The following is a 17,424-nucleotide window of genomic DNA, read 5'->3' as shown; positions in this document are numbered from 1 at the left end:
TTTGTATCCAATACAAAAGCCTGATGCTTTTTTTTGCACCAGGCTTTTTTTCATTTTAAAATCCTAGGATTGCCTTTATTAAAGATGTTGTTTCGCCGCCATGATAAATCACATAAAGCAGGATGTAAACAGCTACTCCAGTAATCCCAGTGAAAAACCAAATGATGCTGGTCGCCGGCCCGATTTTCTTATGAATCGCGAATTTACCTTTAAACCCAGTGGTAAGCATGATGATCCCCAAAACAGCTCCAGTTGTTGCAAGCGTTATATGGAAAATCAAAAAAATCGTATAATAAATTTTTATGTCATCGGGTCCGCCAAATGACGTACTACCAATGAAGACCGTCCGAGAAAGATATATAGTGAAAAAGATCACCGCAAAAATCGCAGCTGCCATCATGGTTTTTTTATGGGTCTCGATTTTGCGTTGTTTAATTTGATACCAGCCTATTGCAACAGTGATGGCACTTAATACAATGAAGGCTGTACTTATCGTTGGAAGGATTGGTAAAGACATATGAAGTGTAGTCCTCTCTATATTTATTAATCAACTACCATTTTATAAGAGGCAATCGTAAAATTCAATAAAATCAAGGATTATTAACAGAATGCTCACTTTTACAGAATAGCCAAGTCAAATCACTGGCAATTTGCTTTAATTCGAAAATCAGGCAAAGGCAGATAAAAGACTTGTCCGCCCCAAGACAAGTCTTTTATCGTACAATTATTCTACAGTCTGAAAATCCGAAGGTATCGGATCGATATCACTTTGGCCGCCATTCTCCTTTTTGAACCAAGCAAAGAAAATGACACCTAATACATAGCCTAAAACGATTTCTTGAATCACCTTCATCAGAACCCCACCAAGCTGTTGATCCTCAAGCAACGGCAGTCCATTGAACATTTCCGGGCCACTGAGCGTTAAGCCCGACAGTGCTGAAGCAGGAACGCAAAGTTCCATGGCACTCGCCCAAGATTCCGCATTCGTAAATGTATCATACATCGGATCATTAGCAAAAATGATTAAAGCGCAAGCAGGGGTCATTAGAATGCCACTACCGAAAATATAAGCTACTTTTTTCACACCTGATAGACTTTCACGTTCCGGCAGTTGATTGACAAGCGGGAACCACATCAAAACGGCAGTCGTAAATAAAAGGACCGTGTATCCGGCATGAAACCACATGCCAGTTTTGATAAAGTCGAATACTAATGGGATATGGTACAGAGAGAAAAGAACATTAAATAGTAAAAGGGCGACAAGAGGTTTCGTGAAAAATTGAAATAACGTCTTCACTCCCCTTGAATTTATGAAAGTTCTTAAAAGCCAATCTGGAACCGCAATGATAAATAAAGGCGGGATCACGAGATAAAGCAGTGCCATTTGAAACATATGGGCACTGAACATGATATGGCTCAATAAGTCCAGTGGCGATCCTTTTACAACATATAGAAGGAACATGGCTATCAAAAAATAAGTAGCCTGTTTAACGGAAAGCGATGAACTGCCCGAAAACTTTTCCCTTTTTTTTGTCACCAGCCAAAAATAGCCAACGGTTATAAGTACGAGGACGGCAAAATAATAAGGACTCCATAAAGCACGAAATCCGAAAATATCAATAGACAAAAAAATCACCTCGTTCATGAACTTTTTCTTACTTTCATTATAACTAAAATGAAACCCGGTAACAAATATAGATAAACTTGGATTCTTTTTCTAGCTCATCACATAAAGAAAACCGGCTATCATTCAATAGCCGATTTTCTTTATGGTCTATAACCAAACAATCGTTGTGAACACAAGGACCGTTATCAAGCCGACTGCAAGCCCGGAAAACAAGAACAATGCAATGGTGCCATGGCCTTTATGCTTCATATGCATGAAATAATACAATTGGAAAATCACTTGTACAACTGCCAGCAGCAAAATGACTGGTTTAATGAACCAATGTGAAAAACCCTCAATTCCTACAGCAGCAAAAGCAAGTAATGTAAAGAAAATCATAAGTGTAAATGTTATCACTTGGTGTTTCATCTCTTCAGCATTTTTCTTGCGGCGATATTTTAAATCGACATTCGGGTTCGCTGAATTTGATTGTTCATTCGCCATCAGTTATCCCACCATTCCCATTAAATATACGACTGTAAAGATAAACACCCAGACTACATCAATGAAATGCCAATAAAGACTTGCAACATAAAATTTAGGAGCGTTATATAAATTCAAGCCCCTTCTTGCATTACGAACCATTAGAGATATGATCCAAACCAGACCAAAAGCAACGTGTCCTCCATGAAAACCAACTAACGTATAGAATGCGGATCCGAATGCACTGCTCGTAAATGTATGATTATATTCATGTATATAGTGATAAAATTCATAAATCTCAAGACCCAGAAAAGCAAAACCAAGTACAACCGTAATCAAAAGCCAAGCCTGCATCTGTTTAAAGTGGTTATTTTTCATATGGTACATCGCATACACACTGGTTAATGAACTGGTCAATAACAGCATGGTTGCTACAAAAGTAAGTGGTAATTGGAATAAGTCTTTTGCCAGGGCCGCATCACCATTTGGAACTTTATCCTTCAATGCAAGGTATGTTGCAAAAAGTGAGGCGAATAGTACCGTCTCTCCACCAAGAAACAACCAGAATCCCAAATACTTATTTTTACCTTCTAAAGTCGCTTTCTCGGGAGAAGCAGGCCAAGTGGCATCCGTGAATCTTTCATCTGTTTGCATTATGCCTTACCTCCCTTGTCTTTATCGTCCAAAAGGTCTTCTTTATGAATGTGGTATCCATGATCGTCTTTAACGGAACGGATAAACATTGAACCGAACGTGATCAAAAGACCAACAATCATTATAGGCAGGGTCCATGTCTTATCATCCATATTATATAAAGCACCGAATGCGGCAACAAATAAACCGAAAGAAATCGTTAAAGGGAGTATAGATGAATTCGGCATATGGATATCCCCCAGTGGTTCTGCAGGAGTCATTTCCTTTTTCCCTTCCATTTTTTCGACCCAGTAAGGATCCAATCCGCGGACAAGCGGAAGTTGTTTGAAATTATAAAACGGCGGTGGTGATGGAATGGCCCATTCAAGCGTACGGCCGTCTCCCCATGGATCATTGCCGACTTTCTCATTCTTTACAGATGTAATGATTATATTTATGATCATTACCAAGACACCAAATGCCATTAAGAAGGCACCGACTGTGCTGATCATATTACCTGTATTGAGACCTTGATCGTCCAAGAATGTAAATACGCGACGAGGCATCCCCATTAAACCTAAGAAATGTTGGATGAAGAATGTTAAATGGAAACCGATCAAGAACGTCCAAAATGTAATTTGCCCCAATTTCTCGTTTAACATCGTTCCAAACATTTTCGGCCAATAGAAATTGATTCCAGCCAGTAAGCCCAATACAACCCCACCGACGATTACATAGTGGAAATGGGCAACAACGAAATAACTATCATGGTATTGATAATCAGCAGGTGCTGACGCGAGCATGATACCTGTCACGCCACCCATGGTAAATGTAGGGATAAAGGCAACTGCATAAAGCATCGGTACCGTGAACTTGACGCTTCCCCCCCACATCGTAAAGATCCAGTTGAATATCTTAATACCTGTCGGAACTGCGATAGCCATGGTAGCCACGGCAAAGATTGCATTCGCTATAGGGCCTAAGCCAGTGGTAAACATGTGATGCGCCCAAACCATGAAACCTAAGAAACCGATTAAAACGGTTGCAAATACCATCGATGAATATCCAAATAATCTTTTTCTTGAAAAGGTAGCGAAAATTTCGGAAAAAATACCGAAAGCAGGAAGGATCAGGATATATACTTCCGGGTGACCGAATATCCAGAATAAATGCTCCCAAATGATCGTATTCCCGCCTGCTGCTACATCAAAGAAATTCGCACCGAACATCCTATCGAACATCATTAACACCAATCCCACGGTAAGCGGAGGAAAAGCGAATAATATCAATGCGGAAACAACGAAGGTTGACCATGTAAACAGCGGCATACGCATATATGTCATACCAGGCGCACGCATATTAATAATGGTTACAAGGAAATTGATCCCCGCAATTAATGTTCCCAATCCCGATATCTGTAATCCCAGGACGTAAAAATCAATACCATGGCCTTCTGAGTGCAGGGAAAGTGATGCATATGATGTCCAGCCCGCATCAGGAGCCCCTCCTAAAAACCATGAAAGATTCAGAAAGACTCCCCCAAAGAAAAACAGCCAAAAACCTAACGAATTCAAAAATGGGAACGCAACATCACGTGCCCCTATCTGTAAGGGTACGACCGCATTCATTACAGCAAACACCAACGGCATGGCTGCCAAAAATATCATAGTCGTACCGTGCATGGTCAATATTTCATTATAAAATCCGGCACTTACGAAGTCATTATTTGGGATTGCAAGCTGGATACGGATAAACATTGCTTCCAAACCGCCGATTACAAAGAATAACCCGCCAGAGATAAGATATAAAATGGCGATTTTCTTATGGTCTACCGTCGTCAGATAATCCCAAAGCGTAGCGCCAAATCCTTTTTTATTAGCGTACGTACTCACGATTTAACCTCCTTAATCAATGTTCTATTTGTCTTCCACCTTAAGCTCTAATAGATAAGCTGCCAGTGCATCAATATCTGAATCCGAAAGTTCACCGTAAGTACCGGTCATCGTGTTGCCCGGTTTATACTTCTCAGGATCCTTGATCCATTTCTTCACATTCTCTTCCGTATGATCCAATACGCCAGCTACTTTTTCACGCTCACCGAATGTAGCCAGATTCGGAGCCTGACGAGCAGCTTCAGGCCTGCTGTCATTTGGTGTCACCGCATGGCAGCCTATGCAACTTTGATTAAAGACGTCTTCACCCTGTTTGGCTAGATCACCTTCAACGACAGGTTCCTTCGCGGCTTTCATATCTTTTGCCCATGCTTCAAAATCGCTTTTAGACTTCGGTATGACTTTAAAATCCATCAAAGCATGTGAAGGACCGCAAAGCTCAGCACATTTTCCGTAGAATAAGTTATTCGAATCTTCTGCCTTTTTACTATCGAATTCTAAGAAAAACTGATTGACCCCTTCTGTATTTGTATCCATCTTTCCTCCGACGGAAGGTACCCAGAATGAGTGCTTAACATCTGAAGCAGTTAGATTGAAGTACACTTTTCGATCTGTCGGGACAACCAAATCCTGACTTGTTACAACGCCAAGGTCTGGATATTCAAACTCCCACCAATAAAGGTTTGCCCTAACATTCACGACAAGTGCATCCTTCGTTTTTCCATCCTTATCTTTCTTATCCATTGCCTTTGTGTCGGCTAAGTCAAAAGTCGTGACGACGGTTGGAACAGCCAGAACAATTAAAAGAAGGATAGGAATAACAGTCCAGATAATTTCGAGTTTATGACTTCCTTCAATTTGTTTCGGTATTGTTTCGTCGCCTTCCTTCCGACGGAAGCGTAGTAAAACTACAACGAACAAAATAATCACAACAATAATAACCAGTACCATGATTAGTGTACTCAATATCAGTAAGTCATACTGAGATTGCGCAACATCGCCAGCTGGCTTCAGCGCGGATAGAAATGGTTCGCCGCAGCCCGAAAGGACAAGTCCTACAATACCCAGCAGAGCAATTAGGCGCCATTTGTGCAGCCTTTTTTTCATAGCTTCAGAAACCCCTCTTTCGTCAAAATTTTCTCACAAAAATAAAAATGGGCGCAATTGCGAATATTCTCTCTATGTCAATTTCTAAAAAGAAAGAATCCCTAATCTAAGGAATTATTAAGTTGATTCATGTAACCGCTCTTATGTATGCCCCTGTTGGTTCCGTTAATATGTATGAATGGCGGTCAGTGCTTTATTTATCAGTAAACTGGAGCCTGTAAAAGAACAGGCCGCCAGTTTATTTAAACCAAAACTAGATCAGTGTGACAATAACCATCGCTACAAATAAAATGGTCATATAATTTAAAGAATATACAAACATGGATGTTGCCCATTTAATATCGTCTTTCTTTTTATACCCCTTAATTCCCAAAATAAGCCAACCTGTGCTCAATAAAGCAGCAAGAATAACTAGCGGTGTTCCTAATGGAGTTAAAAAGAAAGGAATGAACATTAAACAGATGATCCATAGCATAATCGATCTTTTTGCAGCCTTGAACCCTTTTACGACCGGAAGCATAGGTATTCCAGCTGCTCGATATTCTTCCACACGCCTCATTGCAAGTGCATAAAAATGAGGGGGCTGCCACAAGAACATGATCGCGAACAGGACCCAGGCGATCTTATCAAGGCCCGGGTCGACCGCAGCCCACCCGATAAGCGGAGGCACCGCTCCGGATATACTGCCTATTATCGTATTCGAGACAAATCTACGTTTGAAAACCATAGTATATAAAACAACATAGGCGAAGACGCCGAATGCACCCAGTATGGCAGTTGTCATATTAGTCAATGCAAGTAAAATCAGCCCTGCAGCAATTAAGCCGAAACTTAACGCCAATACCTTTGAAGGCTGTACTTTCCCGGTTACCGTCGGACGGTTTTTCGTTCTTTCCATTAAATGATCGATATCACGGTCATAATAATTATTGAAACTGCAAGAACCCGCCATTATGAGCGCCGAACCTGCAAGTGTATAAAACACTACATCTAGATTGCTTAAGAAGCTAAGCCCCGAAAAATGAAGAGCTAACCACACGCCGGTAAAAGCAGTAATTATATTCGAATTGACGATCCCCACTTTTATAAGTGCGAGAAAATCCTTCCAAGCTGTTGTTTCAGGTATATCCGATTGAAGGGCGGCTTTACTGTCCTCCATGACAGCTTCTGACAAACCCCTTGTTTCTGACATTTGTTTTCCTCCTTTAAATCATTCAGCACAGACGCAAATGCAAAAAAATACTTACATATGCTATAGAACATTATTTCATACTTTTTGATATTTGTAACCAAGGAAGCGTAAACAAAAAGTAAATTATTTACCAATGACTGTCGTCAATGGAATCCATCGAGAGCTATCATTCTTAATATCATGCTTAATAACAGTAAAATTTAGTAAAATCATTTCTTCAATATATTAAAACACATTTTTGGAAGCTTTTGTGAAAATTTTTCGGATATTTTTTGACCAATTTGTGTCTCAATAATTTACTGCTCTTGTAAGATGTTCATCAAGAACATGAATAGTATGCTATTATCATCATCCCCTAGGCTCTATCCCTATTTTGCTCCTACTTGAAGGTTTACACTCCCTTTATTTCTATCAAAGTCTTTTGTAACTTTCAACTATTTCAGGCATTTTAATTAATAGTTATAATATTAACTGAACTTGTAAAATCATTCTATTTTGTGTAATATCGAGGAAGTTCGACAAATATTATGAAAAATCTTATGCTATTATTAATTTTATGGAACAATCCTAATTTGCTACAGAGAAAAAGGTGGGACTACTAGTGAAATCGTCTCTTAAATGGTTTGCTGTTTTAACAACGATTGTAATGCTTTTCATCTTACTTGGCGGAGCTTTAGTCACGAAGACGGATTCCGGCATGGGATGCGGCAGGTCCTGGCCATTGTGCAATGGCCAATTGATCCCGGACAAAATCACGATTGAATTGGTCATTGAACTTTCCCATCGTCTCGTTTCAGGTGCTGGAGGATTCTTGGTTTTAATTTTATCGTATATGTCTTGGAAAAAAATCGGCCATATCCGTGAAGCACGTTTCTTATCCGTCCTTTCTTTTGGTTTTCTGTTACTACAAGGGTTAATCGGGGCCGCTGCCGTCATTTGGTCACAATCCGATTTTGTCCTTGCCCTTCATTTTGGCATATCGCTCATTTCCTTTGCTGCCGTCTTTTTACTTACATTGTTGATTTTTGAAGTAGACAAGAAGTTCGAAGCCGAAAAACTTATAGTTGACAAACGAATGAAATTCCATATCATTGGCGTATTGATTTTTTGTCTCGTAGTCGTATATACAGGTGCTCTTGTAAGGCATACAGAATCAAGTCTTATCTGTAAGGATTGGCCTTTATGTGTAAATGACAGCCTTGCACTCCCCTCTAACCTTTATGAATGGATTCAGATGGGACACCGTGCAATCGCAGGCGCCATTTTCATTTGGGTATCATATGTGGCTTATATCGCAAAAAAACATTACAAAAATCAAAAAGTGTTATATGGCGGTTGGATGGCTGCATTCATTCTCGTATTTTTACAGGTTACCGCTGGAGCCTTCATCATTTTCTCAAGGCAAAACTTATATATCGCATTGACACACGCATTATTCATTGCCTGCTTTTTTGGTGTAATGAGCTATTTGATGCTATTGACATCAAGAAGCAAAAAAAATGCACTGGCCAAGCAAAAAAGAAACTCCACGCACACAGTCAAAGGACAGGATGAAAAGGATATAACACCAACAGTACCCGCCCGTTAATTTCTGATTGTTCAATCAATAATATAATAGGACAAAACAAAAACCACCATTCCCCAGGGAATGGTGGTTTTTGTTTTGTCTTAAGATGACCGTGGATTGCCTTGAAAGAGGGTGTAGGGCAGCTTGAAACCTCAAGCATACCCCATATACCCTAAATCATTCAGAAGGTCACAGTCAGCGATATTACTTAGTTATTTCTATCAATAAGTCTCCAGTACTGATCGCTTCTCCATCTTTTACATAAATATCTTTGATGGTCCCGGAGAATGGTGCTTGCACGGTGGTTTCCATTTTCATCGCTTCCGTAATGATCAGGTGATCACCCTGCTTGACCTGATCTCCTTTCTCGACCACTACACGAATTACCGTACCTGGCATTGTCGCACCGATTTGTTCTTTATTTTTTGAATCAGCTTTTACTTTTGATACAACGGAAGATTTAATGTTTTCATCCTTGATGATCACTTCACGTGATTGACCATTCAACTCAAAATACACAACCCGTGTTCCATCAGCCAATGGCTGGCCGATTGAAACCAATTTTACGATAAGCGTTTTACCCTTTTCGATTTCAACTTCGATTTCTTCCCCTAGCCTCATACCATATAAGAAAGTTGCGGTATCGAGGTTGGAAACATCTCCAAACAACTCAATCGTTTTATTGTAGTCCAGGAATACTTTTGGATATAAGGCATATGCAAGCACATCGAAATCAGTGACTGCCCGTCCCAATTCCTTGAATAATTCTTCTTTAAGTGCTGCAAAGTCCACTTCTTCCAATAACTCACCCGGTCTTACCGTTATAGGTTTCTTCCCTTTCAGGATAACTTCCTGAAGCTCTTTAGGGAATCCCCCAACTGGCTGACCTAGATAGCCTTCGAATAACTCTATGACTGAATCAGGGAAATCGATGGATTTACCTTTTGTCAGAACATCCTCTTCAGACAGGTTATTTTGTACCATGAATAAAGCCATGTCCCCAACAACTTTGGATGAAGGAGTCACTTTAACGATATCGCCGAACATTACATTGACGCGCTGATACATCTCTTTCACTTCATGCCAGCGGTCTCCCAGCCCAACTGCTTTGGCTTGCTGCTGCAGATTACTATATTGGCCGCCCGGCATTTCGTGTTTGTAAACCTCGGTATGAGGTGCATTCATTCCGCTTTCGAAGTCATGATAGAATTTCCTGACCTCACCCCAGTATTCTCCTAAACGCTCTAGTGAATCGACTTCCAACTTAGGCTGTCTGCTTGAACCCTCCAATGCATAATGAAGTGTTTGTACACTTGGCTGCGAAGTCAGTCCAGCTAAAGAACCAATCGCCGTATCAACGATATCCACACCGGCTTCAATCGCTTTAGAATACATGTAAATTCCATTTCCGCTTGTATCATGAGTATGCAGATGTATCGGAAGGGATGTCGATTCTTTCAGTTCCGAGACAAGGCGGTAAGCAGCATCAGGCTTCAAGAGGCCGGCCATATCCTTGATCGCTAAAATATGGGCACCGGCTTGTTCCAATTCCACCGCCATATTTTTATAATAGTCGATATTATACTTGCTGCGTGTTGGATCATTCAAGTCCCCTGTATAACAAATGGCAGCTTCTGCAATTTTGCCGGATTGACGGACTGCATCAATAGCCAATTCCATCCCTTTAACCCAGTTTAAACTATCGAAGATACGGAAAACATCAACGCCTGCATCCGCTGATTTCTCGACGAATTCACGAATGACATTATCAGGATAATTTTTATAACCAACTGCATTTGAAGCCCTTAAAAGCATTTGTAATAGGACATTCGGTGCTTTTTTCCTGAAACTTAACAGCCTGTCCCACGGATCTTCTTTCAAGAAACGATATGCGACATCGAAAGTTGCCCCGCCCCACATTTCCATTGAAAATAAACCAGGAAGCAGTTTTGCTGTAGGTTCTGCGATATCAAGGATATCTTTCGACCTAATTCTCGTCGCCAGCAAAGATTGATGTGCATCACGGAAAGTCGTATCGGTGATCAATACCTCTTTCTGTTCTTTTATCCAATTGACCAGTCCCTCTGCTCCTTGCTCTTCAAGTATATTTTTTGTACCCGAGATAAGCGGCAGGCCACCAACATTCGGAATTGGTGCTGGATCAAAAACAGGTTTTTTCTTTTTCTCGACTCCCGGGAATCCATTCACGGTCACATTTCCGATATATGAAAGCATTTTTGTCCCACGGTCTTTTCTAATTGGGAAGCTAAATAATTCCGGTGTTGAATCAATGAATGATGTATCATATTCCCCATTAATGAATTTTTCATGTTTTACAACATTTTCAAGGAAGGGGATATTTGTTTTAATACCACGAATCCTGAATTCCTTAAGGTTACGAACCATTTTGGAAGCTGCCTGCTCAAATGAAAGCGCATGAGTAGAAAGTTTAACGAGAAGGGAATCATAATATGGTGTGATGACCGCACCTTGGAACCCATTCCCTGCGTCCAGACGGACACCGAATCCCCCACCGGAACGGTACACCATCATTTTCCCGGTATCAGGCATGAAATTATTCAATGGATCCTCGGTCGTCACCCTTGATTGAATCGCATATCCATGAGTTTTAATACCTGCTTGTTCGGGAATCCCGATCTTCTTGCCATGGAGCTCATGCCCTTCAGCCACCATGATTTGAGATTGAACGATATCAATGCCCGTAATCATTTCAGTGATCGTATGCTCAACCTGCACCCGTGGATTGACTTCAATAAAGTAAAATTCGCCATTTGCGACAAGGAACTCGACCGTACCAGCGTTTACATAATCAATATTTTTAGCCAACTTGACTGCTGCTTCACAAATCCTTTCCCTTAAATCTTCGGAAAGGGAAACGGAAGGTGCCACTTCCACAACTTTTTGATGCCGTCTCTGAACGGAACAGTCACGCTCATATAAATGGACGATATTCCCATGAGTATCAGCCAAAATCTGAACTTCGATATGCTTCGGATTTTGTATGAATCTCTCTACATAGACTTCATCATTACCAAAAGCTGCTTTAGCTTCTGATTTTGCGCGATCATAAGCCTCTTCAACTTCTTCGATTTTTCCGACAATTCGCATTCCGCGTCCGCCGCCGCCTAATGAGGCTTTTATAATAATTGGAAAACCGTATTGTTCACCAAATTCCTTGACTTCTTCAACACTGGTCACCGGTCCATCGCTACCAGGGATAACCGGAATATCCGCCAGTTCAGCTTGTGTTCTAGCTTTTACTTTGTCACCAAACATATCTAGGTGTCTTGATTCTGGTCCGATGAAGATTATGCCCTCTTCCTCACAGCGTTTCGCAAATTCAATATTTTCTGAAAGGAAACCATAACCGGGATGAATCGCATCGACGCCACTCATTTTGGCAATCGCGATTATGCCTTCAATATCCAGGTATGCATCAATCGGCTTTTTGCCTTCCCCGACCAAATATGCCTCATCCGCTTTATATCTGTGATAAGAACCATAATCTTCCTTTGAATAGATTGCAACTGTGTGAATGTCTAATTCCGTACAAGCCCGAAAAATCCTTATCGCTATTTCCCCGCGATTTGCCGCAAGTACTTTTTCTATACGTTTCCCCATTGCTACCACCCTAATCAATATGTATTTTTATTGAATATATAGAAAAAAAGCGTGAAAGATTTCCACCACTTTTTATTCATGAATTGATTTCCCAAATAAGGAGTCCAATCTGTTTAAGCTCATTTTATCGCTGATGTAATTATTTCGATATATTTTATATTTTCGTTTTTCACATCCGATAAAGACTAAAAAGAGCCCTATACCATTAACTAATTAAAATTTAGCTATAATAATATATTATCAATTTGATTTAACATTCAATTAATATAACAATAATACTAAAATTAACTGAATACAATAAAAAAATAAAAAATTACATATATTCGTATAAAAAAACAGGGAATTAGATCTGACTCCCGTACTAGCGATCCATTATTGATCAAAGCCATATGACCGGAAAATCCCACTTGTTTAATGCATGATTGGGAATTTTTAAAAATGGAAGATGACTATTGAACTTAGATCAAAAATTCAAAAGAATGAGAAAACTCAAATTGAGCTTCCGTGAATTAATTAGTATGTCACTATTAAAAATAGTATAACATTATTCATTAATTGTGTATATAAATAAAAAACTCAAACAATCATCGAGATTTGTTTGAGTTAGTATGTTTTATCTATTATTTTTTTAACGATGCTTCATGCAAAACTGACAATTCCTGTTCAAGGGTTTCCAAAAGGGATTTACCCTCGGTCTCCTCTACCAAACCTAAGCGTACGGCAAAATCGATTTCTCGTGATAGGCCGAACATTTGCGTATCAAGTACCTCTTCATATAAAGGACATTGAGGCATAGTGAGATTTTCCATTTGAACTTTTATCAGTTTTAGAATCTTGTCAGCATCTGCTTTTAATAAAGCATAAGCTTTTTCTCGATGATTGACAAGCATATCAGATGCCATGTTAAATCCCCCCGCTCAGAGCGATTAAATCTTATCTCTAAATTCTACCTTTAGTTTTGTGAAAAAGCAAGGACATTGACAAACAATTTGCCATTGAGATATCACGATCCCCTCTCAAATGAATATACCCAGCCATGGAATTTGTTCACCATCTTGAAGATGTGACATTTCAATTATAATTGATTATAATCATTAAAGAGCAACAGAAAGGAATGAGATATTTGGAACCCATCGTATTTATAAATGGAAAAGTGAAATATCCAATTACGCTAGATCCTGGAGTATGGATTTTTGATGACCGTAAAGTTGAAATCGAAACATATTTCCACGCTGAAAGAGTCCAAGTCAATGAATTAGAAGAATATACGATTGCCGCCTCCAAGCATTGGCAAAAAGAAATACAGGAAGGCGCAATAATGCCACCCACAATAAAAACGGAACGAAAGTTCGAGAAGCAAAGATTGCTGGAAGGGACTTTCGGCATCCCTTTTGAACCTTTTTTAAAAAACGCCGAACCTGAAAATGGGGTGACCGAAGTCATCGTTACAACCGATGATGAGGAGCTTACATTCCCGTTGGAAACGGCACTTGAATTTTTCCTGGGCTTTTCCAAGGATGGAAAGCCGCTTAAAATATCCGAGGGCGGCCCTCTGGAAATTTATTTCGGAGACGCTTCCAACATCAATGAACCGATAAAAAATGTACGGTCTTTCACCGTTAAATAAGACTTCGTTCATTCTTGCCAAAAACTTTGGCAATCGGCAAGGGAAATCCCTTGCCGATTGCATTATAAAAGTGTAGCTGCCAGTTGTGCCAATCCCGATCTTTCCCCTTTTATCAATTTAACATGGCCGGCAATACGCTCGGTCTTGAATTTTTCCACAACATAGGTCAAACCATTATTATATTCATCTAAATAAGGATGATCTATTTGCTCCGGGTCCCCCATTAAGACAATTTTGCTCCGTTCGCCTACCCTCGTCAAGATTGTCTTGACCTCATGTTTCGTTAAGTTCTGCGCTTCATCGATGATGATGAACTGATCCGGTATGCTCCTTCCCCTGATATAGGTGAGGGCTTCAACTTCGATCGAACTCATTCCTGCTAAAATCGCATCCAATTCCCCAGGTTTTTTCGTATTGAACAGAAATTGGAGATTATCAAAAATAGGCTGCATCCATGGTCTTAATTTTTCTTCTTTTTCCCCTGGCAGATAACCAATATCCTTACCGACCGGAACAATGGGCCTGGCAACCAAAAGTTTCTTATATTGTGACAAATCTTCAGTTTGCATCAACCCTGTTGCCAATGCCAATAAAGTCTTGCCTGTCCCCGCCTTACCAATGAGCGTCACAAGCTGGATATCCGAACGAAGCAACAAATCAAGGGCCATGGTCTGCTGGACATTTCTCGGTTTAATTCCCCAAATATGCTCCCCTTCATACATCAATTTCTTAACGGTCCTGCAGTTCTCATCCACTATCCCAATCGCCGAAGCTGAACTCCCCAGCGTGTCCTTCATCAACAGGAATTGATTTGGATAATATGCATCTTTTGTCAGTTCTTCCAGTGAAAGAAAACTTTTTTCATAAAACTTATTCAGGTTATCAATCGATACATACACTTCTTTGTGCCCAGCGTATATATGATCCAGTTCTACAACGCGATCATTTAAAAAGTCCTCTGCCTCTAGACCGATGGCGTCAGCTTTAACCCTGACGAGAGTATCTTTGCTAACCAGAATGACCGTTTTTCCATCTTCCTTCGTCTCTTCTTCCAAAGATAAATTTTTCGCGACTGCCAATATCCTGTTATCATTCGTTTTCTCAACAAAAATTTCCTGAAGTTTGTGAAATGAACGGTGGTTGAGTTCAATCCTTATGCTGCCACCATTATGAAGCGGAATGCTCTGATGCAGCTTTCCTTTTTCACGAAAGCTATCGATCAATTTCGATACTTGCCTGGCATTCCTTCCGATTTCATCCATATATCTTTTTTTTGAATCCAATTCTTCTAATACGACTGCTGGAATGACAACTTCATTATCTTCGAATGAATAAATCGAATACGGATCCTGCAACAGGACGTTCGTATCTAAAACATATATTTTTTTCCCCAATATGACGCCTCCTGCCTGCTCTATAGGATATGTCTTACCATTTACTACACTCAGCAGTTATGTAGCGGACGAGACTGTTGATAAAATATATGTTCCTTTGCATAAAGATAGAAGAACATTTACAGACTATAAAGAAAACTTCCAGCAAAGAATGCAATCCCCACCATTGATTTCTCCATGTTTGGCTGCATTTTATACTCAGATGCATCAGACTAGGTAGCGATGGACAGGCTGGAACCAAAGGAAAACATTAAGGAGGTTTTACATTGCAAAAAATTATATTGTCGCTCGCTGCTGTTCTGTTGATGTCAGGTTGCACAATGGATAATAAAAATGAAGTGTCTGAAAATAATGCGCAAAACAATATAACGAAAGTCAATAATACGACCATTAAGGAAGCAGACAGGAATACAGGTCAGCAAACAGCGGAGAGACTCACCGGTTTGGCTAAGTCCATTCCAGAGGTGAACGATGCCACCGCAGTCGTACTTGGCAAATACGCCATCGTCGGAATAGATATCGACCAAGATATTGAGCGATCACAGGTTGGAACGATAAAGTACTCAGTCGGAGAAACTTTAAAACATGATCCTGACGGTGCAAATGCCATCATCGTCGCTGACCCGGATTTAAATGAGCGGATCAGGGAGGTGGCCAAAGATATTAAAGACGGCAAACCGGTAACCGGGATACTAAATGAACTCGCTGACATCACAAGTCGAGTCATCCCGGAGGTTCCTGGTGATATTTTAACCCCAACGCCATCTAAGAACATCGAAAAGGAAAAAAATAAACTTGATGATGATACGGAAAGAAAAGAACTCGATAAAGAGCAAAATGATCAATCCAATCACTTTAAAGAATGAATTTACCCGACCCGAAGTGAATCTTCGGGTCTTTTTCATACCCAACAATCAACTTCAACTGTTAGTTTCACTTTATCCTCGTTTTACCATAAAAATATTGGTATACTTAAAAGCATATTCAAATTGAAGTGAGGTTCAACTAATATGAAGGTTAAATGTGTAATATGCGATCAAATTGAATCTATTCCCGACGATAGCCCGGAAGCAAAGAAACTTCGCAACCGTCCTATACATACCTATATGTGCAATACATGCAACCAACGCATTGAAGAGCGTACAAACGAACGGATTGCCACCGGTAACTTCCGTCTTTACCGGACGATCAAAAATGAAGATGAATGGTAGAACTTTCCACAAAGTTACCCTGATTGGCCTGTTCAATGGACTTCTGCTTGGATGGATAATGAAGTGGGTCGAAATGCTATCCGGTAAACAAGTGTATAAGCTTTTATTGAATGTGGATTTCCTCCCCCTAATTGGAGCCGTTTCCTGGAGTGAGGAATCATTATTCCTTTTCCATCTCCTTTTCTCACTGGCAATTACGTATAGTTACGTTTATATACTACATCCTTTGAAAGCTTTCAGGAAATGGAACAAATACGCACTTGCTTTTATCACGATCATTCCCGCCATCATGCTTTACTTCCCACTATCAACGCTGTCAAAAACAGAAGTTGTCCTTCCTTCTGATTTGACAGCTTTCTTTTTGTGGACAATCTTACATCTTTTTTACGGACTTTCCCTCCCTAAAGCAATATAAAAAAGAACCGTGCGTAAATCGCACGGTTCTTTTTATCATTACTCGATATTTTTATACTTTTCTGGCTCTAACTGAATTTGGTCCAACATGATATCAATCAATTCAATCGGATAACGCTGCTTCTTCATTTCGTCTCCCAAAAGGTACTCGACGTAATAAAAAGGTTCTGTTTTTGTAACCGAATCGATTATCACCTGATGATCGTCTTTCAGCATCTGCATGAAAAACATTTCTGTATCGCGTGCAGCTGAATCATCAGGCCTTGCATCACAGACAACTTTGATCGTCAACCAATTGTATAAAGCATCCTGTAATGATTTCATCATCTTAAGCCTGTTCTTCTTTTCTCGAATTATGAAGACGGATCCTATAGATCCCCAGAACAAGCGAAGCGATGACTAATGCCTCCCCCATAGGGAGAAACACCGCAAAGAAAGAAAGAAGGGTACATCCAAGTGCCATTACCACATAAATGACCACATTTTTTAGCAATGGTAACTTTTTGGCAAAACCTAACTGATAGACAAGGATGCATAATCCAAAGACCGTCAAATATAAATACCACATTCCTGCTTCAGGGTTTTCATCCACTCTGTACAATGCTGCAAAAAATGATAATCGCTCTTGGATATCCAATCTTTTCTCCTCCTCTTGC

Annotated in this window: 17 protein-coding genes; 5 read left to right on the top strand and 12 right to left on the bottom strand. The window is 40.0% G+C overall.

Annotation, left to right across the window (positions count from 1 at the left end):
• Positions 1 to 55 precede the first annotated feature (55 nt).
• The 7 genes from MKX49_RS05845 to cyoE all read right to left on the bottom strand — a co-directional run bounded on the left by MKX49_RS05845 (position 56) and on the right by cyoE (position 6,913).
• Positions 56 to 517, bottom strand: a complete 462-nt coding sequence (locus tag MKX49_RS05845) for a DUF420 domain-containing protein (RefSeq protein WP_048684536.1) — start codon at positions 515 to 517, stop codon at positions 56 to 58.
• A 207-nt stretch (positions 518 to 724) separates the two neighbouring features.
• Entirely contained in the window at positions 725 to 1,636 is a 912-nt protein-coding gene (gene ctaG / locus MKX49_RS05840; protein WP_340878483.1) for a cytochrome c oxidase assembly factor CtaG, read from the bottom strand.
• Positions 1,637 to 1,774: 138 nt separating this feature from the next.
• Complete coding sequence (gene ctaF / locus MKX49_RS05835) at positions 1,775 to 2,110, bottom strand: cytochrome c oxidase subunit IVB (protein WP_063596329.1); 336 nt, start codon at positions 2,108 to 2,110, stop codon at positions 1,775 to 1,777.
• Between the two features lie 3 nt (positions 2,111 to 2,113).
• Positions 2,114 to 2,743: a cytochrome (ubi)quinol oxidase subunit III gene (locus MKX49_RS05830; protein ID WP_336862819.1), complete on the bottom strand. Its 630-nt coding sequence runs from the start codon at positions 2,741 to 2,743 to the stop codon at positions 2,114 to 2,116.
• Complete coding sequence (gene ctaD, locus MKX49_RS05825) at positions 2,743 to 4,614, bottom strand: cytochrome c oxidase subunit I (protein ID WP_336862818.1); 1,872 nt, start codon at positions 4,612 to 4,614, stop codon at positions 2,743 to 2,745. Before ctaD ends, MKX49_RS05830 begins: the two co-directional genes overlap by 1 nt.
• Positions 4,615 to 4,638: 24 nt before the next feature.
• On the bottom strand, positions 4,639 to 5,721 hold the full coding sequence (gene coxB, locus MKX49_RS05820) for a cytochrome c oxidase subunit II (protein WP_340875618.1): 1,083 nt from the start codon (positions 5,719 to 5,721) through the stop codon (positions 4,639 to 4,641).
• Positions 5,722 to 5,974: 253 nt separating this feature from the next.
• Entirely contained in the window at positions 5,975 to 6,913 is a 939-nt protein-coding gene (gene cyoE / locus MKX49_RS05815; RefSeq protein ID WP_340875615.1) for a heme o synthase, read from the bottom strand.
• Between the two features lie 601 nt (positions 6,914 to 7,514).
• On the opposite strand from cyoE, the gene MKX49_RS05810 reads away from it, so the two are divergent.
• Complete coding sequence (locus MKX49_RS05810; protein WP_034313992.1) at positions 7,515 to 8,501, top strand: COX15/CtaA family protein; 987 nt, start codon at positions 7,515 to 7,517, stop codon at positions 8,499 to 8,501.
• Positions 8,502 to 8,684: 183 nt separating this feature from the next.
• Here the strand turns inward: MKX49_RS05810 and pyc are convergent, their stop codons facing one another.
• Together pyc and MKX49_RS05800 are read right to left on the bottom strand one after the other, a co-directional pair.
• A complete protein-coding gene (gene pyc / locus MKX49_RS05805; RefSeq protein WP_340875612.1) occupies positions 8,685 to 12,122 on the bottom strand; it encodes a pyruvate carboxylase in 3,438 nt (1,145 codons plus the stop codon).
• Between the two features lie 620 nt (positions 12,123 to 12,742).
• Entirely contained in the window at positions 12,743 to 13,024 is a 282-nt protein-coding gene (locus tag MKX49_RS05800; protein WP_034313996.1) for a YlaN family protein, read from the bottom strand.
• 221 nt (positions 13,025 to 13,245) lie between these two features.
• Here MKX49_RS05800 and MKX49_RS05795 point away from each other — a divergent pair, with 221 nt between their 5' ends.
• Positions 13,246 to 13,749, top strand: coding sequence for a peptidyl-prolyl cis-trans isomerase (locus MKX49_RS05795; protein ID WP_340875608.1), 504 nt, complete (start codon positions 13,246 to 13,248; stop codon positions 13,747 to 13,749).
• Positions 13,750 to 13,811: 62 nt separating this feature from the next.
• Here the strand turns inward: MKX49_RS05795 and MKX49_RS05790 are convergent, their stop codons facing one another.
• Positions 13,812 to 15,143, bottom strand: coding sequence for a PhoH family protein (locus tag MKX49_RS05790; protein ID WP_048684523.1), 1,332 nt, complete (start codon positions 15,141 to 15,143; stop codon positions 13,812 to 13,814).
• Positions 15,144 to 15,409: 266 nt separating this feature from the next.
• On the opposite strand from MKX49_RS05790, the gene MKX49_RS05785 reads away from it, so the two are divergent.
• The 3 genes from MKX49_RS05785 to MKX49_RS05775 all read left to right on the top strand — a co-directional run bounded on the left by MKX49_RS05785 (position 15,410) and on the right by MKX49_RS05775 (position 16,769).
• A complete protein-coding gene (locus MKX49_RS05785) occupies positions 15,410 to 16,009 on the top strand; it encodes a YhcN/YlaJ family sporulation lipoprotein (protein WP_072272691.1) in 600 nt (199 codons plus the stop codon).
• A gap of 144 nt (positions 16,010 to 16,153) precedes the next feature.
• Entirely contained in the window at positions 16,154 to 16,354 is a 201-nt protein-coding gene (locus MKX49_RS05780) for a YlaI family protein (RefSeq protein ID WP_072272690.1), read from the top strand.
• On the top strand, positions 16,338 to 16,769 hold the full coding sequence (locus MKX49_RS05775; protein ID WP_340875604.1) for a hypothetical protein: 432 nt from the start codon (positions 16,338 to 16,340) through the stop codon (positions 16,767 to 16,769). Before MKX49_RS05780 ends, MKX49_RS05775 begins: the two co-directional genes overlap by 17 nt.
• A 38-nt stretch (positions 16,770 to 16,807) precedes the next feature.
• Here the strand turns inward: MKX49_RS05775 and MKX49_RS05770 are convergent, their stop codons facing one another.
• Positions 16,808 to 17,092 carry a hypothetical protein gene (locus MKX49_RS05770; RefSeq protein ID WP_202317081.1) on the bottom strand — a complete coding sequence of 95 codons (285 nt, stop codon included), beginning with the start codon at positions 17,090 to 17,092 and terminating at the stop codon, positions 16,808 to 16,810.
• 4 nt (positions 17,093 to 17,096) lie between these two features.
• Entirely contained in the window at positions 17,097 to 17,405 is a 309-nt protein-coding gene (locus tag MKX49_RS05765) for a YlaH-like family protein (protein ID WP_034314008.1), read from the bottom strand.
• Positions 17,406 to 17,424 lie beyond the last annotated feature (19 nt).

The sequence above is a fragment of the Peribacillus sp. FSL M8-0224 genome (genome assembly GCF_038003055.1).
Taxonomy (GTDB): domain Bacteria; phylum Bacillota; class Bacilli; order Bacillales; family DSM-1321; genus Peribacillus; species Peribacillus frigoritolerans.
The sequence above is the reverse complement of the archived record's forward strand: the minus strand, read 5'-3'. Positions and strand labels throughout refer to the sequence as shown.